Annotated in this window: 24 protein-coding genes; 11 read left to right on the plus strand and 13 right to left on the minus strand. The window is 48.0% G+C overall.

The genetic code is table 11. From position 1 onward, the window contains the following. Positions 1 to 2: 2 nt before the first annotated feature. The gene (crcB, locus tag GA003_20205; protein QXD28290.1) at positions 3 to 383 is read left to right on the plus strand and encodes a fluoride efflux transporter CrcB; all 381 of its coding nucleotides are present in this window, start codon (positions 3 to 5) and stop codon (positions 381 to 383) included. Next, the gene (locus GA003_20210) at positions 380 to 1,981 is read left to right on the plus strand and encodes a TIGR03790 family protein (protein QXD28291.1); all 1,602 of its coding nucleotides are present in this window, start codon (positions 380 to 382) and stop codon (positions 1,979 to 1,981) included. The genes crcB and GA003_20210 overlap by 4 nt, the downstream gene beginning before the upstream one ends. Before the next feature lie 10 nt (positions 1,982 to 1,991). Here GA003_20210 and GA003_20215 read toward each other — a convergent pair whose 3' ends face one another. From GA003_20215 to trxB, 8 genes are all read right to left on the minus strand, one after another. After that, positions 1,992 to 2,570, minus strand: a complete 579-nt coding sequence (locus tag GA003_20215) for an ATP-dependent Clp protease proteolytic subunit (GenBank protein ID QXD28292.1) — start codon at positions 2,568 to 2,570, stop codon at positions 1,992 to 1,994. A gap of 130 nt (positions 2,571 to 2,700) precedes the next feature. Next, positions 2,701 to 3,075, minus strand: coding sequence for a hypothetical protein (locus GA003_20220; protein ID QXD28293.1), 375 nt, complete (start codon positions 3,073 to 3,075; stop codon positions 2,701 to 2,703). A gap of 104 nt (positions 3,076 to 3,179) precedes the next feature. Further along, entirely contained in the window at positions 3,180 to 3,728 is a 549-nt protein-coding gene (gene sufT, locus GA003_20225) for a putative Fe-S cluster assembly protein SufT (protein ID QXD28294.1), read from the minus strand. 6 nt (positions 3,729 to 3,734) lie between these two features. Further along, positions 3,735 to 5,060 carry a Fe-S cluster assembly protein SufD gene (sufD, locus tag GA003_20230; GenBank protein QXD28295.1) on the minus strand — a complete coding sequence of 442 codons (1,326 nt, stop codon included), beginning with the start codon at positions 5,058 to 5,060 and terminating at the stop codon, positions 3,735 to 3,737. 33 nt (positions 5,061 to 5,093) lie between these two features. Further along, positions 5,094 to 6,500: a Fe-S cluster assembly protein SufB gene (sufB, locus tag GA003_20235; GenBank protein QXD28296.1), complete on the minus strand. Its 1,407-nt coding sequence runs from the start codon at positions 6,498 to 6,500 to the stop codon at positions 5,094 to 5,096. 22 nt (positions 6,501 to 6,522) lie between these two features. Beyond that, on the minus strand, positions 6,523 to 7,275 hold the full coding sequence (sufC, locus tag GA003_20240; protein QXD28297.1) for a Fe-S cluster assembly ATPase SufC: 753 nt from the start codon (positions 7,273 to 7,275) through the stop codon (positions 6,523 to 6,525). A 25-nt stretch (positions 7,276 to 7,300) separates the two neighbouring features. Further along, complete coding sequence (locus GA003_20245) at positions 7,301 to 7,744, minus strand: transcriptional repressor (GenBank protein QXD28298.1); 444 nt, start codon at positions 7,742 to 7,744, stop codon at positions 7,301 to 7,303. Between the two features lie 115 nt (positions 7,745 to 7,859). Continuing rightward, positions 7,860 to 8,789 carry a thioredoxin-disulfide reductase gene (trxB, locus tag GA003_20250; GenBank protein ID QXD28299.1) on the minus strand — a complete coding sequence of 310 codons (930 nt, stop codon included), beginning with the start codon at positions 8,787 to 8,789 and terminating at the stop codon, positions 7,860 to 7,862. Positions 8,790 to 8,988: 199 nt separating this feature from the next. Between trxB and GA003_20255 the strand changes: the two genes are divergently transcribed. Continuing rightward, positions 8,989 to 9,804: a TatD family hydrolase gene (locus GA003_20255; protein ID QXD28300.1), complete on the plus strand. Its 816-nt coding sequence runs from the start codon at positions 8,989 to 8,991 to the stop codon at positions 9,802 to 9,804. 5 nt (positions 9,805 to 9,809) lie between these two features. Here GA003_20255 and GA003_20260 read toward each other — a convergent pair whose 3' ends face one another. Beyond that, the gene (locus GA003_20260) at positions 9,810 to 10,100 is read right to left on the minus strand and encodes an HPr family phosphocarrier protein (protein ID QXD28301.1); all 291 of its coding nucleotides are present in this window, start codon (positions 10,098 to 10,100) and stop codon (positions 9,810 to 9,812) included. 169 nt (positions 10,101 to 10,269) lie between these two features. Between GA003_20260 and GA003_20265 the strand changes: the two genes are divergently transcribed. From GA003_20265 to GA003_20280, 4 genes are all read left to right on the plus strand, one after another. Next, a complete protein-coding gene (locus GA003_20265) occupies positions 10,270 to 12,741 on the plus strand; it encodes a DEAD/DEAH box helicase (GenBank protein ID QXD28302.1) in 2,472 nt (823 codons plus the stop codon). Positions 12,742 to 12,800: 59 nt separating this feature from the next. Then, complete coding sequence (locus GA003_20270; GenBank protein ID QXD28303.1) at positions 12,801 to 13,343, plus strand: cytochrome C; 543 nt, start codon at positions 12,801 to 12,803, stop codon at positions 13,341 to 13,343. Positions 13,344 to 13,421: 78 nt separating this feature from the next. After that, a complete protein-coding gene (locus GA003_20275) occupies positions 13,422 to 15,755 on the plus strand; it encodes an NAD(P)-binding domain-containing protein (GenBank protein QXD28304.1) in 2,334 nt (777 codons plus the stop codon). 155 nt (positions 15,756 to 15,910) lie between these two features. Beyond that, a complete protein-coding gene (locus GA003_20280; protein QXD28305.1) occupies positions 15,911 to 16,210 on the plus strand; it encodes a hypothetical protein in 300 nt (99 codons plus the stop codon). A 272-nt stretch (positions 16,211 to 16,482) separates the two neighbouring features. Here GA003_20280 and GA003_20285 read toward each other — a convergent pair whose 3' ends face one another. Continuing rightward, positions 16,483 to 17,784: a hypothetical protein gene (locus tag GA003_20285; protein ID QXD28306.1), complete on the minus strand. Its 1,302-nt coding sequence runs from the start codon at positions 17,782 to 17,784 to the stop codon at positions 16,483 to 16,485. 480 nt (positions 17,785 to 18,264) lie between these two features. Here GA003_20285 and GA003_20290 point away from each other — a divergent pair, with 480 nt between their 5' ends. Further along, the gene (locus GA003_20290) at positions 18,265 to 18,675 is read left to right on the plus strand and encodes a transposase family protein (GenBank protein ID QXD28307.1); all 411 of its coding nucleotides are present in this window, start codon (positions 18,265 to 18,267) and stop codon (positions 18,673 to 18,675) included. A 69-nt stretch (positions 18,676 to 18,744) separates the two neighbouring features. On the opposite strand, the gene GA003_20295 is transcribed toward GA003_20290, so the two are convergent. From GA003_20295 to GA003_20305, 3 genes are all read right to left on the minus strand, one after another. Continuing rightward, the gene (locus GA003_20295; GenBank protein ID QXD28308.1) at positions 18,745 to 20,505 is read right to left on the minus strand and encodes an ABC transporter ATP-binding protein/permease; all 1,761 of its coding nucleotides are present in this window, start codon (positions 20,503 to 20,505) and stop codon (positions 18,745 to 18,747) included. An 81-nt stretch (positions 20,506 to 20,586) separates the two neighbouring features. Beyond that, positions 20,587 to 21,492 carry an IPT/TIG domain-containing protein gene (locus tag GA003_20300; protein QXD28309.1) on the minus strand — a complete coding sequence of 302 codons (906 nt, stop codon included), beginning with the start codon at positions 21,490 to 21,492 and terminating at the stop codon, positions 20,587 to 20,589. Between the two features lie 105 nt (positions 21,493 to 21,597). After that, positions 21,598 to 21,927: a hypothetical protein gene (locus tag GA003_20305; protein ID QXD30488.1), complete on the minus strand. Its 330-nt coding sequence runs from the start codon at positions 21,925 to 21,927 to the stop codon at positions 21,598 to 21,600. A gap of 130 nt (positions 21,928 to 22,057) precedes the next feature. On the opposite strand from GA003_20305, the gene GA003_20310 reads away from it, so the two are divergent. Genes GA003_20310 through truA form a run of 3 tightly spaced genes read left to right on the plus strand, consistent with a single transcriptional unit; the run spans position 22,058 to position 24,338 of the window. Beyond that, a complete protein-coding gene (locus GA003_20310) occupies positions 22,058 to 23,146 on the plus strand; it encodes an NTP transferase domain-containing protein (protein QXD28310.1) in 1,089 nt (362 codons plus the stop codon). 11 nt (positions 23,147 to 23,157) lie between these two features. Next, the gene (gene ruvX / locus GA003_20315) at positions 23,158 to 23,601 is read left to right on the plus strand and encodes a Holliday junction resolvase RuvX (GenBank protein QXD28311.1); all 444 of its coding nucleotides are present in this window, start codon (positions 23,158 to 23,160) and stop codon (positions 23,599 to 23,601) included. Next, positions 23,601 to 24,338, plus strand: coding sequence for a tRNA pseudouridine(38-40) synthase TruA (gene truA, locus GA003_20320; protein QXD28312.1), 738 nt, complete (start codon positions 23,601 to 23,603; stop codon positions 24,336 to 24,338). The genes ruvX and truA overlap by 1 nt, the downstream gene beginning before the upstream one ends. Positions 24,339 to 24,391 lie beyond the last annotated feature (53 nt).

Raw genomic sequence — 24,391 nt, forward strand, 5'->3', positions numbered from 1 at the left:
TCATGAGTTTACTAGCCTTATTCTGGATCGGTTTAGGCGGTGCACTTGGTTCTATAATGCGCGCGGTTTTGTCTTATAGCATCACCTCCGATTTTCCATGGGCTACTTTTGTTGCCAACGCGGCAGGCTGTCTCCTCATCGGCATTGTGATCGGTCATGAATCTGCGACGGTTGATTGGGCTCACCATACTCGTGGATTTGTAGTCATTGGGTTTTGTGGAGGCTTCACTACGTTTTCTACTTTTGGACTTCAGACGATTACGCAGCTGGAGTCAGGAAACCTGGCGGGAGCCTTTATCAATATTCTCCTTTCAATCGTCGTGTGCCTATTAGCCGTATGGGTTGGAATTAGGGCCGCAAAATTAGTATTTCAAGGGGGATGAAGAAACTGGCATGGGTTCTGGTGGCCTTTTGGCTGGCTGGTTCTTTAGAGGGGGCGATCAATCCCTCCAATGTCATCATTTTAGTAAACGAGTCGGATGACGAATCGATAGACTTGGGCTATTATTATGCGCTGAAGAGAGAAGTCCCTATCGAAAACATTATTCATCTGCCACTGCCTGCTGAAGAAAATATCAGTTGGGATGATTATTTAACCCGCTTGTATAATCCAATGATCTCCTGGTTAATTGAGGTGGGCTGGTTCGAGGGTTTTACCTCTGATAGAAAAGATGAACTGGGCAGAAATGTAACGATTGTTAATAGCCACAGTGTAGATGCATTGGTGATCTGCAAAGGGGTGCCTCTAAAGATTGATTTCGATCCGACCAAAATGCCTCCTGAAGACACTTATTCGGAGGATCGAAAACCTTTCTACACAAATCGAGCCTCTGTAGATTCCGAGTTGGCGTTGCTCTCACTACCCAAAGCCAATATCGATGCTTTTTACCCCAACCCCATGTTTCGACGAACGGAGTCTCGCAATCTTTTCGATGTAAACCCCCTGGTTGTTGGACGCCTCGATGGGCCTAACTACGAATTAGCCAGATCTTTGGTCGACCGTGCTCTCAAGGCAGAATCAGAAGGGATTGCTGGACGAGCGTATTTAGATCTCACTGGGCCTCATAAGATGGGGAACGATTGGTTTGAGAAGTTGGTAGCTTCGCTGGAGAAAAATGGCTTTGATGTGGAAAGCCATCGCGAGAATGGACGCTTCAACCGCATAGATCGTTTTGATGAGCCTCTACTTTACTTTGGTTGGTACTCCGGAAGTGTGGATGGCCCTTTCACTAACTACCAATTCTCCTTCCCGAACGGAGCAATCGCATTACACATCCATAGTTATTCCGCTGCCTCGTTGCGTGATGGACGGAAAGGCTGGGTGGCTCCATTGATCACTCGAGGAGTAACGGGTACGTTTGGGAATACCTCCGAACCGTATCTATATTTTTCACACCATCCTCACTTGATCATGGAAGCGTTGTTCAAGGGACTATCCTTAGGACAAGCCTCACTATACTCCCATCCTGGACTCAGTTGGGTAAGTTTATATGTGGGTGATCCGCTTTATCAGCCTCCGATTGAATTAACGATATCGTCGTCCAAGAACGAGTACGATGTTATTCGGATGAGTCAGATTGCCCAAATTGCGGGAAATGCCACCGCATACAAAGCAGTGGTATCTGAACATGAGCGTACCCACCACTTTTCAACAGGATTGTGGCTATGTGATCACTTTCTTGAACAAGGGAATGAGGAGAAAGCCTATCAGTCCCTTGCTTCATCCATGCATCCCCCAGCTGATGCTCCTTCACAGTGGGGTGTTCTAGTTTCCATGGCCGAGGCCTATCTTCGGTTGGGTAAGGATGAAGAAGCGATTTCGATCCTCGAAGAACTACTCAGCCATATGAAGGTATCTTCCGAGGCACAGAAGCTTCTCCTCAATCGCGCTTTGGAATTTGCAAGTGAGTATGAGCTTCCAGACCAGGCAGCCTTGTGGCGATCTCAGCTGGAAGCACTAATGCCTTCAGAAAAAAAATAAGAACTTAGAACTAGACGTTTTCTACAATTGCGTCAGCCAGGCCATACTCGATGGCTTCCTGCGCATTCATGTAGAAATCGCGATCCGTGTCTTCGGTGATCTTCTCCAAGCTTTGGCCAGATGCCTCAGCGAGAATTTTGTTCAACTCCTCACGGGTGCGCTCCATTTCCTGGGCTTGGATATTGATATCTACTGCTGGACCCTGGAAGCGACCTTGGATCAAGGGTTGGTGGATCAATACCCGCGCATGTGGGTAAAGCAGACGTTTACCCTTAGGAGCACCGCTCAAAAGAATTGAACCCATACTTGCCGCCAATGCTGTTACCACGACGGTAATGGGTGAAGTAATGAGCTTCATGGTGTCATAGATCGCCATGCCAGCTGTGATGCTTCCACCCGGTGTATTAATATAGAAAGTGATTTCCTTTCCTGGATCGCTCCATTCGAGGTAAAGCAGCTTTTCTGTGACTTCCCGTGCGGACTTCTCATTCACGTCCGTCCAGAGGAAGACTTTGCGTTCTTCTAAAAATTTCTTCTGTACCGCTTCAGATAGTGGAGCTGGGTTTTTTGAATCCTGTTCTTCAGACATAGGTAGGAATGAAAACCGCTATTTGCGAAACTTCCAGTGGAATCTCCAGTTTTATTTCATGCACCTATTTCTATAAAATGACGATGGACTCGACTATTGCCGACTCAATCGAGGTAAATATGGCTAAGAATCACGCTGGCACCGGAGGAGGTACCTTGTTTTTCGCCTTTTTTCGCATCTTTGCGATATTAAACATGTTGAAGAAGTGCATGGCTCCAAGAACCAGTAGAACGACTCCCACTTTTGTAGCTACGTATTCTATGCCGTCCACCGTGCCTGTGGGTTTTGCCCCGAACCGCAGGAAAAGGCTCACAAATCCAAAGTTGATCAAATAAAACCCTACCAAGAGCAGATGATTCACTGAATCGGCCATTTGTTCGTTTCCTTTGAAAGATTCAACTATGAAGACCCTCCCATTGGTGTGCAGCGTTTTACCAACCCAGTAGGTGAGGCCCACGCTAATAAGAATATACAGAATGTAGGTTATTATGGCTGTTGTATTCATTTTGATTTCCTTTTTCTTATGGATTACAGCTATTTCTGTATAAACAGAAATAGCTGTAATAAGAAAGTCAATCGACAGACGCGGTTTTCAAATATGTGATTCTCTTAGACCAGGCCGAGGACCATCTTACCCTCTTCGGAAATCATATCCTGATTCCAGGGCGGGTCCCACACGATATCAACAGTGGCTTCAGAGACACCAGGCAGAGACATAATCTTGCTGCGTGCATCATCTGCAATGACCGGTCCCATCCCGCAGCCAGGTGCGGTGAGGGTCATTTTCACATCTACCATATGTGTGCCATCGGCCTGTTCATCTGAATCACAGGAATAAACGAGGCCAAGATCTACAATGTTCACCGGGATTTCCGGATCAAAGACCGTTTTCAATTGTTCCCAGATGGAATCTTCTTCCAGAGGTCCTGCTTCGGCTGCTTCCTTTATCTTTTCCTGTGCTTCTTCGGGAACTTCCAATCCTAGCGAATCTGCATCGGCTCCGGCAATTCGACTCATGCCAAACTGAGAAACTACCGTAAAGGTGCCTCCCAGTTGCTGCGTGATGGTCACTGACGTTCCTGATGGAAGCGTCAGTAAGTTACCCTCTGGAATAACTCGGGCTTCGACGTCGCGATTGAGTACGATTTGTTCTGGCATGGTGAATCAAGCAGTTACAAACTTTTGGTGAACCAATTCGCGATGGTAATTGGCCAGCTCTTCATTGGTTATCTTTTCTAAGATTTCTTCAAAAAATCCGAATACCAGGAGCTTTTGGGCAGTAGGCTTATCGATGCCGCGTGCTAGCAGATAGAAGAGTTCATTCTCGTCGATTTGGCCAGTGGTGGCTCCATGGCTGCACTTCACATCGTTGGCCAAGATTTCCAAACCTGGAAGCGAGTTGGCTTCTGCAGTTGGGCTTAGCAGCAAGTTGCGATTGGTTTGATAAGCATCCGTTAACTGGGCTTCTTCGGCCACTTTGATGAGTCCTGAGAAAATGGTTTTCGAAGTATCCTGCAGTGCGTTTTTGAAAAGCAGATTCGAACGGGAGTTGGGTGCGTTGTGCGATTGGAGGGTTCGTTGATCGATCTCCTGCTCTTGGTGTGCTACCGTCAGTGAAAGGATTTCGGCGTTGCTTCCCGCTCCTTCGATTACAGTGTGCCCTTCATTCCGTGCATGTTTACTTCCCAGATTCAGCCCATAGGCAGTGATGTTGGAATCGCGTTCCGCCACCGTGGTAAGCCGGTTGAAAGAAAGAGATGCTTCATCCCAATTTTGCACGTAGTGATATTCCACATTGGCTCCTGGACCGGCGTAAAGGGTGCTTACACCGCAGGCCAGCTGTGCAGATTCCTTATCACTGGATCCGTAGATATCAACGAAAGTGACCTTACTGTTGTCCTTAGCGATCACGAGTGTGTGTGGGAATACCGCTGATTCTCCGCCATGGGCCCAATGGTAGCTGACTAATGGGAGCTCGATTTCCACGTTGGCTGGCACAAACAGAAGGGTTCCATTTCGGTTTAACGCAGTGTGAAGCGCGGCAAACTTTTCGGATCCCAAGGCTGATTCCTGAGCCATGAAAAATTCTTCCAGAATCTCAGGGTGTTTGGAAAACGCCCGTTCCAGCGGTTCAAAAATTACACCTTTGGCGCTGAGTTCCTCCGATAACGCTTCCTCCGCTACCAGGTCATCGTTTCCGAAAATCAATTTACCTGAAGTTTCCTTTACGTTCTGTGAGTTCTCAATGAGCGATTGCCACTCTTCTTCGCTCAAGCTCGGTGCCAGGCGAAAGCCTTCAACGCCGAGTCCTTTCACATTGGCAAAACGCCATGTCTCCATTTTTCGATTGGGAGCAGGCAAGGCCAGGTAATCGGCCCAGCTATTTTGCTTTTGCTTAACCAGCCACTGGGGCAGTTCAGAATGGCGATTCAGGAAATGGTCAAATACCGCTTCTGATAAAAATTCAGAGTCACTTTGTGCTGTGATCATGGATTGCATCGTCTCTATGTTTCAATGGGGTGGTTACCCGACGGATCCTTCCATCTCCATATCGATAAGCCGCTTGAGTTCGACGCTATACTCCATGGGGAATTGTTTCACCAAGTCGTTGACGAATCCATTGACCGCTAAACTCATAGCTTCACCTTCGTTCAGGCCACGTTGCATGAGATAAAAAATCTGCTCCGCATTCACTTTCGAGACACTGGCTTCGTGTTGAACGGAGTTGTCGTCGCCTCGCACAGTAATCGCAGGATAGGTATCCGTTCGGCTGTTGGTGTTGATCAGGAGCGCATCACATTCCGTATTGTTGCGGCAGCCTTTGAGGTGCTTGGGAATGTGAACCTGCCCACGATAGGTAGATTGTCCTTCTCCAATCGAAATACTTTTGGCGATAATGTTACTGGTGGTATCATCAGCCATATGGATCATTTTGGCTCCCGTGTCCTGGTGCTGACCGTCGCCAGCTAAAGCGATTGATAGCACCTCGCCCCGTGCACCTCGGCCTTTAAGGATCACTCCAGGGTACTTCATGGTCAGGCGTGAACCGATATTACAATCGATCCATTTGATCTCGGCATCTTCTTCAGCCAGACCGCGCTTGGTTACCAAGTTGAAAACATTAGCACTCCAGTTTTGTACCGTGATGTATTGGATCTTCGCACCTTTGAGAGCTACGAGTTCCACAACCGCAGAGTGTAGGGTGGTGGTTTCAAACTTGGGGGCCGTACAGCCTTCCATGTAAGTCACTTCAGCACCTTCGTCGGCAATAATCAGTGTGCGCTCGAACTGGCCAAAGTTTTCGGCGTTGATGCGGAAGTATGCCTGCAGAGGTTGCTTTACCTTAACACCTGGTGGCACGTAGATGAAACTACCTCCTGAGAACACCGCACTGTTTAGCGCACTGAATTTATTGTCTCCGGTGGGGATCACTTTTCCGAAGAATTTCCGGAAAATCTCTGGGTGCTCCTTCAGTCCTTCTGTGGATCCGACAAAGATTACACCTTCTTTCGCGAGGTCATCCTTCATCCGTGAATAGGCGGCTTCACTGTCGAACTGAGCTTCAACACCCGCGAGAAATGCGCGTTCTTGCTCAGGAATTCCGAGGCGTTCGAAGGTTTCTTTTACATCGTCGGGCACATCGTCCCAAGTGCGACTCGGTTGCTGTCCTTTTGAAAGGTAGTAACGGAATTTGTCGAAGTCGATGTTCTCGAGGTCTTTGGTCGCCCAGTGAGTTGGCAGCGGCTTTGATTTAAAAGCTTCCAATGCCCTCAGCCGGAATGCGCGAACCCAATCGTCTTCCCCTTTGACGTCGGTAATGTAGTTCACGGTATCCTCCGTCAGGCCGATGCCCGCGTCGTAATCGTATTTGGTATCGTAGCTGAAATTGCCTTTTTCTCTATCGATATCGATGGCTGCTTCTGTGCTCATGGTAAAATATCTTAATTGGGTGTTATACGCCTGCTGCGATTTCTTCTTTGATCCAGTCGTAACCGCGTTCCTCCACTTCGAGTGCGAGTGATTTATCGCCGCTCTTAACGATGCGGCCGTCCATCATGATGTGGACCTTGTCGGGTACGATGTAGTTGAGTAAGCGCTGGTAGTGAGTGATTACCAGAATGCCACGGTCTTCACCTCGCATTTGGTTAACTCCCTCGGCAACCACTTTGAGTGCATCCACGTCTAGACCCGAATCGGTTTCGTCGAGAATACAGAACTCCGGCTTCAGCATCGCCATTTGCAAGATTTCGCAACGCTTCTTTTCTCCACCCGAGAAGCCTTCGTTGACCGAGCGGCTGGTAAACTTGCGATCAATTCCGAGGTTTTCCATTTCCGCGTAGAGGGATTTATAATACGCAACCGCATCAATATCTTCTTCCTGGCGTGAGTTTAAAGCAGCGCGAATAAAGTTGGCGATAGACACACCGGGAATTTCCACAGGATATTGGAAGGCTAGGAAAAGCCCCGCACGAGCCACTTCGTCAATCTCGAGTTCCAGGATGTCTTCACCATTCATGGTAGCTGAACCTCCGGTGATTTCGTAGTCCTTATGACCGGCCAATGCCTTGGCGAGCGTTGATTTTCCAGTGCCGTTAGGACCCATAATGGCGTGTACTTCGCCTTTAGGGAGTGAGAGGCTTAATCCATTGAGGATCTGCTTCTCGTGGATGCTAACGTTCAGGTTTTCAATTTCTAATGCGCTCATGTTTCAAAAAATGGATAGTAAACTCTTAGTTTTGGTGGGCTTCTGTTGTTTGCGGAAGTTTTCCACGGAAATTTAGTTCAACACTGGATACAGAGGTGGATTCTGGGAGTAGCTCAGTGAGTCGGTTGAAAAACTCGTCTGGAAGATACACGTCCATTACTTTTCCCGTCTTATCGCAGTAAAAGTGAGCGTGTGGCTTTAGGTTAGGCTCATAGCGGGTTGATTCTCGCTCGAAATTAACCTGCCGGATCAATTCACACTCTAGAAGGGTTTCCAGGCAATTATATACCGTAGCGAGTGAAATAGTGGGCATTTGCTGCCGACTACGGGCGAAAATTTCATCCGCCGTGGGGTGATCTTTTGCCGTTCCTACCACAGAATAGACGACCTCTCGCTGCCGGGTAGAGCGGAGGCCTAGTTTGTCCAATGCTTGGATTAAAGTCTGTTGATTTTCTTCAGGTATTTGCATGATAATGAGACTAAGTAGCAAAAGCGAATTGGAATTATTCTAAAAAGCAACCCCTAATTGAGAAAAAGTCTCAAAAAAGAAAATATCCTTATTCAAGGATTATTCATGCAGGAAACTACCCCTGTTCAGCCATCCAGCGTTCTGCCTCAATCGCGGCCTGACATCCCATGCCCGCGGCTGTGATCGCCTGTCGGAATACATGGTCAACGCAATCCCCTGCCACATACACACCTGGTACGTTGGTTCGGATCTGGCTCCCTGGTTCAGCTAAGAAGTAGCCATTCTCATCCGTCTTCAAGGCATCCGCAAATGCCTGAGTGTTAGGGATGTGTCCGATTGCGATAAATGCTCCTTTGCAAGGAATGGTCTTTTCCTCACCTGTCTTAAGGTTTTTTACTGAAACACCGGAAACAGCTCCGTCATCAGCCCCTTCAATCTTAGTTACTCCAGAGTCCCAGCACATCTCGATCTTCTCGTTGGCGAGAGTTCGGTCTGCCATTATCTTGGAGGCCCTTAACTCGTCTCTGCGATGAATTAAGGTCACTTTCGATGCAAAGCGTGTGAGGAAAAGAGCTTCTTCGCAGGCTGAGTCTCCTCCACCTACTACTACTACATCCATATCCCGGTAGAAGGCTCCATCGCAGGTGGCGCATGTGGATACTCCGCCCGTTCCGAAAAGTTTCTTTTCCGAATCGAGGCCTAGCAAACGCGGGGAAGCACCCGTTGAAATGATCACGGTCTTCGCTTCATAGGTTTTATCGCCTGCCTTCAGGATTTTAACATCACCGGAAAAATCGACTGAATCGATCAGGTTGTTTTCGAAGCGGGTTCCAAAACGGGTGGCTTGTTTCCTTAGGTTATCCATCAGTGAGTAACCATCGATTCCTTCCGGCCAGCCGGGGAAGTTTTCCACTTCCGAGGTTGTGGTAAGCTGTCCACCTGGCTGGTTACCTTCGATTACCAAAGGGTTCAGGTTTGCTCTGCCAGTGTAAATAGCCGCGGTTAATCCGGCGCAGCCGGTTCCAACAATGATGACGTTTTCCATAGTGGTGATAAAAAGCGAAAGGCGCTAATAAGAGGGCTTTGTTCTGGGAGGTCAAAGAATTTTGCCAACCCTTTTTCAAGCTTCTTTGTTGAGCGCTATGAAATGTGATTGTGGACCCTTAGTCGTTCATCGTTTCTTTGCCTTTCACTTCGCTTCGTCATTGATCTTTCCAGTTCGTTTGACCAGCGTCCTCGCCTTCATGTCTAAGGAATTTTCAATCATCGACAGTCATTGTCACCTGGACCGGTTTTACCATAAAGGGAAGCTTCCGGCAGTTATCGACCAGGCTCAGGAAGCTGGCGTGAATCGTATGATAACGGTTGGGACCTCAGATGAAGACTGGCCTTTGTATGCCCAGTTGAATCAAGAACACCGTGGCTTAATCGACTATACTGTGGGTCTTCATCCCTGCCATGTGGAAGAGGATTGGGAAAAGCAAGTAGAGCAACTACGTCCCTATTTTGAAAAAGACAGCTACCGCCCCGTGGCTCTCGGAGAGATTGGATTGGATTACTTTCACTTACCGAAGAAAGACCAAGAGAAGGCGGAGCAATTGAAGGCGTGGCAGGTCTCGGCTTTACGTTTCCAACTCGAGTTGGTGCGCGAATTCGATTGCCCGGTGGTTATTCATTCCCGTGGTGCTTTTGAAGATTGTATCCAAGAGTTGGATGCAGCTGCAATAAATTGGAGCAAAGTGGTATTCCATTGCTTCGTTGAAAATGCCGAGGCAATGGCTACGTTGAACGAGCGCGGAGGCCGAGGGTCTTTCACTGGTATTATTACTTTTAAAAATGCCGATGACGTGAGAGCAGCAGCGTTAGCCCAAGGACTGGATAGGCTCATGGTGGAAACAGATGCTCCTTACCTGGCACCCGTGCCTCATCGAGGCAAACCCTGTTATCCTGCCTACACCGCGTTCACAGCAAAGTACTGTGCGGACATGTTCGGGGTTAGCGAAATAGAGATTGCCGATTGCTCTCGTAGCAATACGGAGGAATTTTTCGGATTAGTTTAGCGGCCTTAGCCTTCGTTAAACTGGCTCTTGAAGAGCGCATCCATTTCGTCGAGCAATTGCTCGGCACCTGAACCGTTGGCAATGAACTTCAGCTTGGAGCCTTGTCCAGCAGCCAGCATCATGAGGCCCATAATACTTTTGCCGTTAACCAATTCGCCGTCTCTTTCAACATAGACCTCAGCGTCGTATTTGTTGGCTACCCTTACAATCATGGCCGCAGGACGGGCGTGAATACCCATCTTGTTGATGACTTCGACCATGCGTTCCTGGCCTTCGTTTTCGGTAGTTTGTTCCATGAGGAAGAGATGTGAGCGAACTAAATTTATAGTCCGGTTATAAAGCGAATTGAGTAAAGATCGAAAGGTTAATGGGTCAAGGGATAATCTTGAGATTTCAAATTCGCCCGGGAAAGATGCACCCCTAATTCGTAGGTTCTCCCTTGAATGGGAACGTTTACACACCATTATGGATTCACCCTTACGAGCTGACATTCTTATCCCCGACCTCTGGCAACAAGAGGCGGTTCGCCACATGGTGGATGGAAAAGATGTCGTCGTTCACGCTCCTACGGGCGCAGGGAAGACTCACATTTTCGAAATGTTTGTTTCTCAGGGAATGCGGAAACAAGCGATCTTTACCGTACCCACGCGAGCGCTTGCCAACGACAAATTGATGGAGTGGCGGGAGAGGGGCTGGGATGTAGGAATTTGCACGGGGGATGTCGTAGAGAATCCGGATTCACGAGTTTTAGTAGCAACCCTGGAAACCCAGAAAGGATTATTTCTCCGCGGAAAGGGACCGGGTTTATTGGTTATCGACGAATATCAGATGCTGGCGGATCCGGTTCGTGGGGTAAACTACGAGCTGGCGTTGGCGATGGCTCCGGCAGGAACACAGATACTGATAATGAGTGGGAGTGTAGCGAATCCACAGGATCTGGTTAGCTGGATGCAGCGACTTGGAAGGGATGCTGTATTGCTGAAGCATACAAAACGCTCAGTGCCTCAGGAAGAAGTATTTATTGAGCATTTAAAGATCAAGGTGCCTGCTCGTATTCGTGGCTACTGGCCTCGTATTGTGACGAAGGCGCTGGCGGCTAATTTGGGCCCACTCCTCATTTTTGCACCGCATCGAAGTGCTGCGGAAGCCCTCGCTAAGCTTTTATCGCGCGAACTTCCGGTCGATGAATATTTATTATTGAGCCCAGAGCAGCAGCGGATTGCGGGTCGATCGCTTGCCCGTTTGCTTAAAAACCGAGTTGCTTATCATCATAGTGGCCTGAGTTATCTTCAGCGCGCTGGTGTCATTGAGCCTTTGGCGAAAGCGGGGCAATTAAGAGTAGTGGTGGCTACTATGGGGCTAGCCGCTGGTATCAACTTTTCGATGCGCTCGGTGGCTGTAGCGGATACGGAATATCGGGTTGGTCACCACATTCATCGGGTGCGACCCGACGAATTGTTGCAGATGTTTGGTCGGGCAGGACGGAGAGGGCGTGATTCACGGGGCTATACGCTGGTTGTGCCTGAGAAGCCTCGCGTCCACATGGCAAGTGCCCTGAAACTGCGAAGGGTAAATCAAGTTGATTGGCCTAGCTTGGTTGGGGTTATGGCTGCGGCCTGTGATCAGGGGAAGGAGCCCTTGGCTGCCGCCCGGAAACTGACCGAGCGCTTATTTAGTGAACAAATGGTGTCATTGGGTCTGGAACGTTTCATCGCTCGCAAAGAAAAAAACCGGCAGCTCCAACCTCATCTAAACGATTCGCGAAAACAACGAACCGTAGAAGAATTCCGTAATGTGGAAGGTGTATGGGAGCGTAAGAAAGCAGCTGTAAAAGCTCCGTTAGGAAAGGCTTTGCTATATCAAGAGGGTAAATGGATTGCTGCATTATCCGTGGATAAAACCCTTCGAGTTCCAGGGGAGGGGCAAGTGTGTGTTCTCAAGAAAGATCCTGACAAGATCTACGGCCGAGAAATCCCACTGGCGACCTGGGTGAAGGACGAAGATAATAAGGACGTTGTTCTGACAAAGTGGTTACTCAAGCGCATGCGCAAGTTGGATAAGGCTGCGGGAAGAAAGCGACCTGTTTCACGCTTTTGGTATTACGATCCATTTGAACGCATTGTCCTGGCTCGTATTCCAGAAATGACCGGTGGCGGAAAACTGGTCGAGGTTTCAGATCGCAATGGCACCCTGTATGGGCGCATCGACTACTCAGAAGCGTTGGTCTATGTGACCAAGGATGCACAGGATAACTTTTTACTCGGAACCCCCAAGCGGGAACGAGTAGTCGAAGATATCGGTTCCTTTGCGGCTCATGTGCAAGAGCAAGAATCGGGCAACATGGGTGGCCTTTCCCCAACTCAGGCCTGGTTTCGCTTAGGCCTAATTAATTGGGAAGGGAAACCGACGCGTCGTGGCCGGATCTTCAGCTTTTTCAATTATGGTGAAGGCCTTGCGATCGCTTCAGCGCTTGAAGAGATGGCCTACGAAGTATCGGAATTAGTATTTGATTTGGCAAATCTCAGGGCCGGGCATCGTTTTGGAGATTTTGAGAGTTTCAGTTCGCGCCTGGGGAGCATCTGTCGCGCTACCTATGGCAACGCTACGTTTGAAGGCTATCTGGATAAAGGCATGCCATCGGACTATGGAGAAGGGGCGGCTGAAGTTTTGGTTCAATACGAAGCTCAGAATGGCGAGTGGTCGGCTAAGGAGGGTGCTCCGCTGGGAGATGTGGAGCGCGTGCGACTCGAGTGGATAAGCTTACTGCGGCACATTACCATGGCTCCTGATTATGCATGGGATCGATGGCGTGAGCTTCAGTCCGAAGCACAAAAATTATTATTCAGTCGTGAAGCCAAACAGAGCCTGGTCGAAGTGCCACCTCTTACGCCTGCTCAGCGAATGAAAATGGAACATCGGCTTCGGCTCATGAAATAGTGCCTCTAATGTTGACTTGATGAGTGGGATTTCTTGAACCAATAGTGAACATTTTTCCCATGCCTATTTACGAGTTCTATTGTCCGGATAATCACAAGGTGTATCAGTTTTTTGCTCGCACTTCTTCCTATGCGGATACGATTCCTACCTGCCCAGATAATCCCGACTTTCGGATGGTGAGAAAGATCTCTGGTTTTGCCATCGCAGGGACTGAGAAAAAATCGTCCGCAGAGGGAGGCGAGGAGGGTCCAGATCTCGATGATCCGAAAATGATGGCAGCAATGGCTGAAATGGAACGCTCGGTATCAGGGATGGATGAAGACAATCCGGATCCCCGGCAGATGGGAAAGCTGATGCGGCAAATGGCCGAAATGACAGGTGAGTCACTCGCCGGCGAATTGGAAGAGATGGTTCGGAAGCTTGAAGAAGGAGCTGATCCAGAGGGATTGGAAGAACAGTTTGGAGATTTACTGGGGGATGATGAAGAGGGTGATCCAATGGGAGGTATGGGTGACCTCGAAGGCACTGCATCGGACGAGGGAACCCTTGGAGCTTTTCGGGGACCGCCTCGAAAGGATGAGACGCTTTACGAATTTGAGTAAGAGATTTCGGAACTTCTTGTCGACGTCACCGCGGGAATTTGTGTAGCTGTTTAAAGTCCAACTCAGAACAGCGAGCTTATGGTTTCTTTGATTCAGCGATATACAAATTGGTTGCACACTAAATGGCCCTCCGGGTTGGTCGAGAAACTACCTGAGACGGATGAGAACGGTAAAACGGCTGTGCCTGGGGTGAGGATCGTTGGTGACCTGACAGGTATCCCTCTCCTAAAGTTTTCATCGGATTCGGGAGCAAAGGCTGTTCAAGGCATATTGGCTGAAGCAGACTTTCCCAGCCAACGAGGAGAGGAAGGGGTTCTGGACTTAGCCATCATAGGGGGTGGAGTGAGTGGATACGCGGCAGCCATTGAAGCCAAAAAGTCCGGACTCAATTTCCGGTTGTATGAAGCAGTCCAGGACTTTTCGACCGTTGCGAATTTTCCCAAGAAGAAACCCATATATACTTACCCGACCGATATGACCCCTGCCGGAGTATTGCAGTTTAAGGCGGATGTTAAGGAGGGACTTCTTGCTGAGTTAGAAGCTCAACGCAAAGAGCATGGCGTTGAATCTCAACTTCTCAGAGTAGAGAGAATTGAACGCAAAGATGGGCGACTTTTGTTACATGCGAACGATAAAGACCCTATACCTGCATTACGGGTTATTGTAGCGATTGGGCAAAGTGGAAACTTTCGGAAGCTCAATGTGCCAGGAGAAGAACTTGGCAAGGTGAGTAATCGTTTACATGACCCCAAAGAGTTCGCTAACAAGCAGGCCTTGGTGGTTGGGGGAGGGGACTCCGCTTTGGAAACTGCAATCGCACTGGTGTGCTGCGGCTCTCATGTAACTTTGAGTTATCGGAAATCAGAGTTCTCCCGACCCAAGCCAGACAATGTTGAAAAGCTGCAGGCTTTGGAAAAAGATGCCGCACATCCGACAGCCATAAAGACTCCTACTTCAGAGCGAGTAACAACCGCCGCCAATTCGGAAATGCGAGGAGAGAATGACTTGGGATCTCTTCGTCTATTTATGGGTAGCCAGGTGAAAGCGATCAGCGAGGCGCAGGTCGAATTGGAAACCGCTTCCGGCCAGTCAGAGCACGTTGAGAATGACGCCGTTTTTGTTATGACGGGCCGCGAGGCTCCTTTAGATTTTTTCAGACGTTCAGGACTCCCTATCCTTGGTGAATGGCGGCGAAAGACCTGGATAGGTTTCATCAGTTTCTTCGCCTTTTGTCTGTTTGTATATCATTGGAAAAGCGGTGGTTGGTTGAGTGGTCTATTTTCTGGAAAGGGATGGTTTCCTTTTTTCCTTCCTAGCGGAGATCCAAAGTCGTTGATCGGTTCGATTATGAACGCCTCTCGGGATCCGGGATTCTATTATTCTTTGGTATATACCACCTGTATTGTTGTCTTTGGTGCTCAACGTATTCGGCGAAGGAAGACCCCCTACGTGACTCGGCAGACGCTTTCTCTGATGTCTTTCCAAGTCATTCCGTTGTTTCTGCTGCCTTATATCTTTCTCCCATGGATGGGGCATAATGGTATATTCGATGTCGGATTTGGACAGTGGATTGGCGACTCATTCTTCCCTGATGAAAGCTATTGGCGAGCCTTTGGACTTATCCTGGCATGGCCTTTATTTATATGGAATGTATTTACGGATCAACCTGTATGGGGGTGGCTGATACTTTCATTGATACAAACCTTTGTAATCATCCCTTGGATAGTGCGCCGTTGGGGAAAGGGTGCGTATTGCGGATGGGTATGCAGTTGCGGCGCTTTGGCCGAAACTCTTGGAGATACCCATCGTCACAAAATGCCTCATGGGCCTTTTTGGAACCGGCTAAATATGGTGGGGCAGGTGGTTCTGGCTTTGGTCTTTATTCTCTTTTTTCTGAGAGTCATTGGGTGGATATTTCCAGGAAGTTTTGCAGGAGCCTTGTATGAGGGATTCCTTTCAAAGTATCCGGTTGTTAACTACAAATACATCGTCGATTTGTGGTTCGCAGGGATTTTGGGAGTCACTTTCTATTTTCATTTTTCTGGTCGAATCTGGTGTCGGTTTGCCTGCCCCCTTGCGGCGCTCATGCACATCTACGCTAGGTTTACCCAATTTCGAATCTTCTCGGATAAGAAGAAATGTATCTCCTGCAACGTTTGCACGTCAGTGTGTCACCAAGGGATCGATGTCATGAACTTTGCGAACAAAGGTCTTCCGATGGAAGATCCCGAGTGCGTGCGTTGTTCCGCCTGCGTGCAGAGTTGCCCAACGGGTGTGCTAAATTTCGGTCGTTTTGCCCAGGGCGGAGAAGTAGTCTTTGATACAGTGGCGGCCTCTCAAGTCCAGATTCAGGAGCAGAACTCATTAAATGGCTTTCTCAAAGATATAAAGCGCTTGGACCCCGGAGTTTAGCAAATCGTGAAGATGTATGAAAGAGCATTGGGACTTTGGATTTTGAATTCTTTTATGCCCAATCCTGGAAATTTACCTTAAAAGAGGAGCCTTCTCTTGACTGCTGCTTTCTCTGCTTATAACAAAGGCTAGATTACCGTCTAACCCTCACACCTATGAAGTCAGCTCTAGAGTCCATACAGTACTGGTTTATGAAACACGGTACGTCCGACAACATCACCACTTTTGCAATTATCATAGTGGGAATCATTTTGGTGGTCATGGTATATAGAATACTGAAGTCCTTCCATACATCGATGGTCTTTTTCGTTCTTGGATTGTTGGGGATTGGGGTGTTTCTCTACTGGGTGCATAATCGCAACGAACCCGATTTCATGACACCATCTGTAGAAGCTGTGGCCGGTTTCCTTCCCAAGAAGGACGCCCTTCTTAGGGAGGTAGATACTCCTAAATAGTGTCCCTCGAATTAACTCCTTAGAGTTAGCTTGGCACAGTCCAAGATGTTAGCGCTTGTCCACTTGGAGGTGAATCGAGTGCCATTGGTTACCTATACGATGGATAACCGTGTAGAAGATGACTCGGGGATCATTCTAATATGAATGAGCACGAATAGCTAATACCAAGGCCTTACGGGGATGCCTTTTCCTAGAGGAGAGTTGGTACTGCTCGATGTTCTTTCTATAGAGCTACTCCGCTCCTAGAAGTAGCCTCTTGATTCAATTGGCTATTAGGAATTCGGGAGACTGAGCTTGTTCGCTCGTTCTTTGCGACCTCCGGTCGTCTTCTTCTGCAGAACTGACTTCTTGGGTTCGTCATCCTGCTTTGCAGTATCTTCCGCTTTTGGCTTTATCTCCTTATTCCACGTGCGTTTGCCCACATCATTGAGCCCTGAGTTGGTGGCATTGCCCCAAGATTGCATAAAGGTACGAGGGTAGACAAGTTTCATGTCTGCTCCAGCGATTTCAAATTCACCGTCAGCGGCGGTTAAATAGTGACCAGCAAAGCCTTCTCTAACAGCTGCCAATTGTCCTGGAACTAAGAAGTGGAATTGTGGATAGAATTCGACATTCATGGTTTCCGTAATCTCAAGGAAACGTTTGTCTTCCCCGGTATTGGAGGATACACGAACAACTTTACTATATCCGTCTGATTCTTCAGGAGCCCGAAATTCTTTTACCAAGACTGGGCGTTCGTAGCCGCGGATTTTAACAAAGTAAAATACATTTTCGGAAGTCTCATGAGTATAAAGGATCGGAACCACGACTAGACGATGTTGATCGACCCAAATGTCAGTTAGTACTCCTTCCAGATCCTTTGCGGTAACCGTTCGGATAGACTGGTAGTTTCCGGCAAGAATTCGATTTTGAACAATGCCAATGTGAGTAGGGCTTTCAGTCATCGTCCCTGGACCAGCTGTTGCCTTTACCTTTTTCCAGCTGCTTGGGGGAACTTGAGTAACCCCAAACGAACGGTAGTTCGATCGAACGTCTTTCAGAGATTCTTCCAAATGATATTCAAAGGCTGTCCGTACGATGAATTGAGATTCCGGAACTTCGATGGTTTTCCGAAATCCCTTGAATTGATAATCGATATAGAGACGATCCTTCTCCCTCTTCACTACCTCATAGTATTTATCGGCGAAGAATGGAAGGTGACCTTCTGTAAAGTTTAAATAGGCAGTGTAGGTGACTCCTACTCCGCGATACTTTGTTTCAGCGACCTTACGGTCTCCACTATCAAAAGGAAGTAGCACCAGTTTTGGTTTTCCACCCAATTGGAGCATAATTACAAAACCTTCTTCTGTTTCTACAATGGGTTCAAATTTCTCAGATCGAAACAGGGTCGTTTCATACTCGTGATCCAAAGTATAGATATAGTTGTAGTCCTCCTTAGGCTTAGCATACGCCTCGATTGCTTGGGCGTTTGCCTCTGAGGTTAGTGAGCCCAGCAGTATCAATCCCACGGTACACCATTTCACGATCCCGGAGGGAAACATGCGGTATGATTTGCTACTTCGCTTCGTAGACATTTTGAGGATATCTTTGTTCAGACAACAAATGGAAATATGGAAGAGTGGATTGGATAAGACACAGAAAACGGGGAAATACTGATGTAAAATAATCGATATATGGGATTTTTGGACATGACTTGAGGGTCCGGCATTCGATTTTCACAAATAATTAAAAGAACTCCCTAATTGGGGGAGATCGAAACTGCATTTATATGAGATAATTACTCTAACTCTCTGTATGTGACTTGAATGTGATACTATATCTGTAGACTGAAATGTTAGTTATTCACTTCTACTGTAATCTATTCTCAAACCTATATTAGTTCCAAAAGATGTATGGAACACGCGGATGGTCAGGGGTTGAGGCTCATTATTAAGGAGTTGCCATCAGGAAATCGCTTTCTTCTCTTCGCAGCATTACTTGTAAAATTATTTGAGAAGCACGGTTAATACTCGTACTGAACCTGCTTCTGAAATCTAGCTAACTAAAATATAATTATGCCTAGTAAAAAATTAAAGGAACTTGCTGCTTATAAAGCAAAAATAGCCGCTTTGGAAAAAGAGATAGCAGCAGAACAAACCAAGAAACTAGCGAATCTTCATAAAGAGGTGGATCTGGAATCTACGGAAGCTCTAATTGCTGCTTTAAAGGGCCTTAAAAAGGCGCCTCGCAAAGTAACCAAGGGAAGGGCAAAGCGAACACGGATCACGGATGCCATCAAAGCTGAAGTTGGAAAAGCAGTTAAAGCTGGCACTAAAGGGGCCGAGATAGCTCGCCAGTTCGGTATATCCATACCGTCGATACAGAATATTAAGAATGAACTTGGGCTCGTGAAAAAACGTGGGCAGAAAAAAGTGACCAAGAAAACTACTAAAAAGAAGACCGCCAGAAAGCGGGCGAAGAAATAAAATACACTTTAACGTATGACACAAGGGGCCGAATCGATCGGCCTCTTTTTTTGTCTTCAGTAAATGGCTTTAGCCTTCTGCGGGAGGAGGCTGTTCATCCACCACGTCATACTGCATGCGCCAGAAGTGGTGGTATTGTCCTCCACTTTGTATGAGCGAACCGTGAGTGCCTTTTTCGACAATCTGCCCTTTTTTCAATACTACGATTTGGTCTGCTTTTCGCACGGTCGATAAACGGTGCGCTATGACCAGGACCGTACGGTTATGCATCACATTATCCAATGCCTCCTGAATCTTTCTTTCAGTGGCAGTATCTACGCTGGATGTTGCTTCATCGAGAATGACAACACGTGGATTTTTTAAAAGGACGCGAGCTATCGTTATTCGTTGTTTCTCTCCCATGCTCAACCGGATGCCCCGTTCCCCGATCATGGTTTCCATCTGCTCTGGCAATTGCTTAACGAACTCCTCGATATGAGCGCCGCCTAGGGCCTTCCATAGATCTTCTTCCGATGCGTCTTCTTTTGCGAGTAACAGGTTCTCTCGAATCGTGCCATCAAAGAGAAATGGATCTTGTGCCACGATACCGATGGATTCTCGAAGAGAGTTAAGATCCAGCTCCCTTGCATCTACGCCATTGATGGCTACTGATCCTCCTGTTACATCGTAGTAGCGCAGAAGCAAGTTCGCGATGGTCGACTTTCCTGCCCCTGTATGTCCTACCAGCGCAGTTACTTTACCTGTGGGTAGCTCCAAGTTTAAATCATCAATTATACTGGATCGCGATTCGTATGAAAATGAAACCTCCTGATAGGAAATACATGCGGGACCTCCTGGAAATTTTTTGGCGTTTGCTGGACTGGTTATTGGCACTTCGTGATCCAGAATCTCGAATACGCGATCTCCTGATGCCTTTGCTGCACTGAGCAAATTGTTCAGGCCATTTAGTCGCTGAATAGGTTCTAGTAGCAAACCACTATAAAGAATGAAAGTCGTGAGCTCACCGATGCTTAGCGTTTCGTTGATGTATTGGGAGCCACCAATCCCCAGAACGGCTATCATGCTCAGACTGCTCACAAATCGAGTGCTCGAGCTGTAGTAAGCCCACCGGTACATGGCTTTTAGGCTTTTTGTACGAAGATCTTCCGCTTGGTTGTTGAAGCGTTCTTGCTCCTTACCTTGCAAGGCAAAGGAGCTGATCAATCGATGACCTGCAATGTCCTCAACTAAAATACCATTCATGACTCCTGCGCTGGATCTAACTCGTTTCCAATTTTCCCGGTTCACCTTGAAGTGATTCATTGCGAGGAGAACAAGTAATGGGATTGGTAGAACGACGAAACTAGCAAGGAAGGGATTCGAAATGAAAAGGTAGGTCGTTATGCCGATCAGCGTAAACAAGGCTGTTAGGCCTCCTTCCGTTCCATCCAGAATGGCCCGTTCTACATTTACTACATCCTCTGTGACGCGCGATGAGATCTCTCCCGCCTTTCTTTTGTCAAAGAAACTCACTGGTAATTCCATGAGTTTCACGTGCAAGGCAGCACGAATGTCGATCAGGACTTTTTGCTCAATGACATTGTTGAGGCGAATACGCAAATAGTTGAGCACATCTCGAAACAGGTAGGCTCCGGTAATAGCTCCTAGTCCTATCCAAATGAGATTAGCCTTTTTAGGAATGATTACGTCATCAATCACATAGCCCACCAGATAAGGGATGGAGAGTAGAAATGCGGTGCTGCCAAGGGCGAGCAGCATGTTCACAATGAACAGGAACCGGTAACGGGTAAAGTAACCCGCTATGCGGAGAATGCTGCTTTTTTCTGCCATGCGTTGGAAAGTGCGTGGAGTTTAGGAAAAACAAAAGCCGCCCTTTTACAAGGCGGCTTCTGAAATAAAATGAATTCGCTTCTAGTTGCTTACCTGAACGGGTACTTCGAGTGAAGAGTATCCAGGAGTCTCAACGTAGAGAACGCCAATTCCAGGTGTGCCTCCTTCAAGAGGGACATTGATGGATCGGTTTCCCGCAGGAATAATGACTTCAGGCAGAATCACACTGTCAGGGATGTTAGTCGTGATTTCTACCGGTAGTCCTCCAGCAGGTGCTGCATTAGGAATGGTGAAGATCAAAGTTGCTCGGCCTCCGGAAGCTATGCTCACAGATTTTGGAAGAACTTGCATCTGGGCTGCATCCACACGGAATGAACCCACCATCATTTCGCCTGATTCTTCCCGAACGGATACGTTATACGCGCTGCCTGCTGGCAAACTTGGAACGAAAAAGCTAAGGGCGTTTGGAGAGTGGTATTCAGAATTGGCCAGCTGTCCGCCTACGATCACCTGATCGGAGGGTGAGAAGCCACGTCCTACCAATCCAATTTTTGAGCCTACTGGCCCGCGGTTGGATTCGAGCGTAACCACATAGCGGTTAACCAGAGTAAACTTGGCCAATCCGTCACGAGGATGAGTGATCGATTTCACCTTGGTGGATTTTGCCGTGTAGACTTCGTATTCGATGTCGAAATAGTAAACACCGTTCCGGCGACCGGATGGCATCTTATATTCATACTCCCAAATATTGTCTCCAATGGGACTTCGGCTCATCAAACGGGATTCTCCGTCGATCACGACCTTGGGTCTCATCGAATCTTTTACTGCCCCAATATTCTTCTTCTCACGGATCTCAACACTCAGGATGTAGATGTTTGAAGGGTTTTCTGGAAATTCAGATGGTGTTAAATTTTTAACCGATTTGCTACAACCAGACAGAATCAGCAGGGCCGCCAATACGGCCAACACGGAAGCGTTAAATTTCATTTTCATAATTAAAGGTTGGTTCTGATAGTGTGATTTTCCCTACACTACAAGAACTTACATGGATAAGGAAAGAAATCTTTGGTTCCTTATTTCTTCTATAAATCTTTAGTATCTTCGGATTTCAGAATCCACCTGGGTTGACCAGGCATCTATTCCACCGGCAATGTTGATGGCGTTCTCAAATCCGCGCTGTCTCAGAAAAGCCGTTACTTGCCCGCTTCGCATGCCGTGATGACACAGGATATACAGGGGACAATCCCTCGGAAGTGCTTCCAATTGGTGTGGAACCTGCCCCATAGGTATGGTGATCGCTCCACGAATACTGCAAAACTCAAGTTCCATCGGCTCTCGAACGTCGAGCAACTTTCCGGTCTTTTTCAAATCCTCCGCCGCAGTTACGACATCAACTTCTATGGGATAGGTCGATTCTTCCATCTCTGCATGCTTCGAAAGCAGAATGGGCTTTGCAACCCGTATCGCCTGATAAAAGCGTGTAATCTTTCTTAAACCTGACCCCAAAAAGCTTTGCCCCCGTTGCATTTGTTTCCATCAATGCCACCCAAACATGAGCAATCGATACATCATCATCATGGCCGGAGGTCGCGGAGAGCGGTTCTGGCCCAAAAGTCGGCTAGCCCGCCCGAAACACCTTCAACCCATCGTAGGAGAAACCACGATGTTGGCTCAAACGGTCGAACGAGTTTCCGAACTCGTCCCAGCGGAGAATTTGATCATTATCACTAACGCTGAGCAGCGTGACATCATTCTCGAAGATTTGCCGCAGCTGTCCCCGGATCAAGTGATTGGAGAGCCGGTAGGTCGCGATACGGCCGCCGCCGTGGGTCTAGCCACTGTTTTAGTACAAGCCAAAGATCCCGATGCTTCTTACGCGATTTTGCCTGCGGATCATGTGATCCACGATGGTGAATCCTACCGGATGGTTCTCGAGCGGGCATTCGTTGCGGCTGAGGATACGGGGGCGCTTGTCACCATCGGCATCAAGCCAACTGAACCAGCAACGGGCTATGGATACATCCATTTTGGCGAAGTCCTGGCAGAAGCCAACGGAGCTCCGGTATATAAAGTTCAGCAATTTGTGGAAAAACCTGATCTTCCGACAGCCCAGGATTACCTCGATTCTAAAGAATATTTTTGGAACGCGGGTATGTTCATCTGGAGAGCCTCCGCAATCGATGCCGAGTTGAAGAAGCAAACACCAGAGCTTTGCGAAGGATTACAGAAAATTGCCTTGGGACTCGCCTCCGGTCAGTCCGCTGAGTCAGTGATGGAAGAGGTTTACCCTACTTTGAAAAAGATCTCCATCGACTTTGCTGTCATGGAAAATGCGACGAACGTGGCCATGGTCGAATCAGCCTTTGATTGGGACGATGTAGGGGCCTGGCCTGCCATCGAGCGACATTATCCGAAAGACGCCGACGGCAACGTAGGTAAGGGGACTACCATCTTTTCCGAAGCCTCGAACAACATCGTGGTTTCCGAAGGAGGTCATTTGACGGCTGTTATCGGAGCCGAAGACTTCATCATCGTTCACACCAAAGATGCCACCTTGGTTTGTCACAAAGACAAAGCTCAGGAAATCAAAGCGGTGGTCAACCAGCTTGGCAAAAGCGACGACTTCAAACACCTTGTATAGGATCCGTCTGCGTGAATGTTCTGGGTATTGATTACGGCGAGAAGCGCATTGGGTTGAGCTTCGGCGACTCTTTGGGTCTTGCCGTTCCAATTGCCGCTGCCGTCGAGCCCAGTGTGGAAAAGCGTTTCGAACATATCGGCTCCGTCATCCGGGATCGAAGGATAAAAAAGCTGGTCGTGGGCATGCCCTACAACATGGATGGATCCTCTGGTTTCAAAGCGAAGGAGGTCGAAGCATTTATGGGTCAGCTCGAAAAACAATTTTTCCTTCCAGTAGAGTCGATCGACGAGCGGCTTACTTCTCATCAAGTGGAAGAGGAGCTCAAAAAACAGGGGCGAAAGCTTGATCGGCGCTCAGGTGAGATCGATTCTCGAGCCGCAACGCTCATCCTCCAGGATTACCTCGATCGTGATTTGGGGTTGAATCTAGACATCCCCGACCCCGAAGAGCTCTGATGAGTCGATGGAAGTGTATCTGCTCCTATGATGGAACTGGCTTCACCGGCTGGCAAACCCAGCCCACTCAAGATGCGGTTCAAGATACACTTGAGAAAGGCTTAAAAAATATTCTGAAAGAAACGATCCGTATTCAAGGGAGTGGCCGTACGGATGCAGGGGTCCATGCCCTGGGTCAGGTATTTCATTTTGATGCAACTTGGCGTCACTCCGTCGAGAAGCTGCAGGCCGCCATTCATTCTCGAGTTCCTGAAACCATCCGGATCGAGTCAGTGGAGGAAGTGGATGACGACTTTCACGCTCGTTATTCTGCAACCGGTAAGCGCTACCATTATCGGATACACCTGGGTCAGGCGAATCCATTCGATGCACGGTATATGACATCGCTGTTTTGCGAGCTCGACCTCGAGGCTATTCGTTTGGCCGGGCAATCGCTCTTGGGAGAGCATGACTTTACCGCCTTTGCAGCCGACAATGGTTCCGATGATGGAGAGAACCCGGTGAAAGACCTTCGTCTTTTCGAGGTGGTTAAAGAGGGCCAGGAGATAAGATTCATTTTCGAAGCCAGTGGCTTTATGTATAAAATGGTCCGATCTCTCTCGGGGGCATTGATACGGGTTGGCCGTGGCGTATTGACCCCGAATGACTTTAAAGAGATCTTGGATTCCCGGGTTCGCACTAAGGATGTAGTTACCGCAGCCCCGCAGGGACTCTTTCTTGAAAAAGTCTATTACTAGAACCTTTCATGCTTGGGGCTTGAATATTGGCTTTCCTTGTTGCGGAATGGAAT

Source organism: Opitutia bacterium ISCC 52, assembly GCA_014529675.2.
Taxonomy (GTDB): domain Bacteria; phylum Verrucomicrobiota; class Verrucomicrobiia; order Opitutales; family UBA2995; genus UBA2995.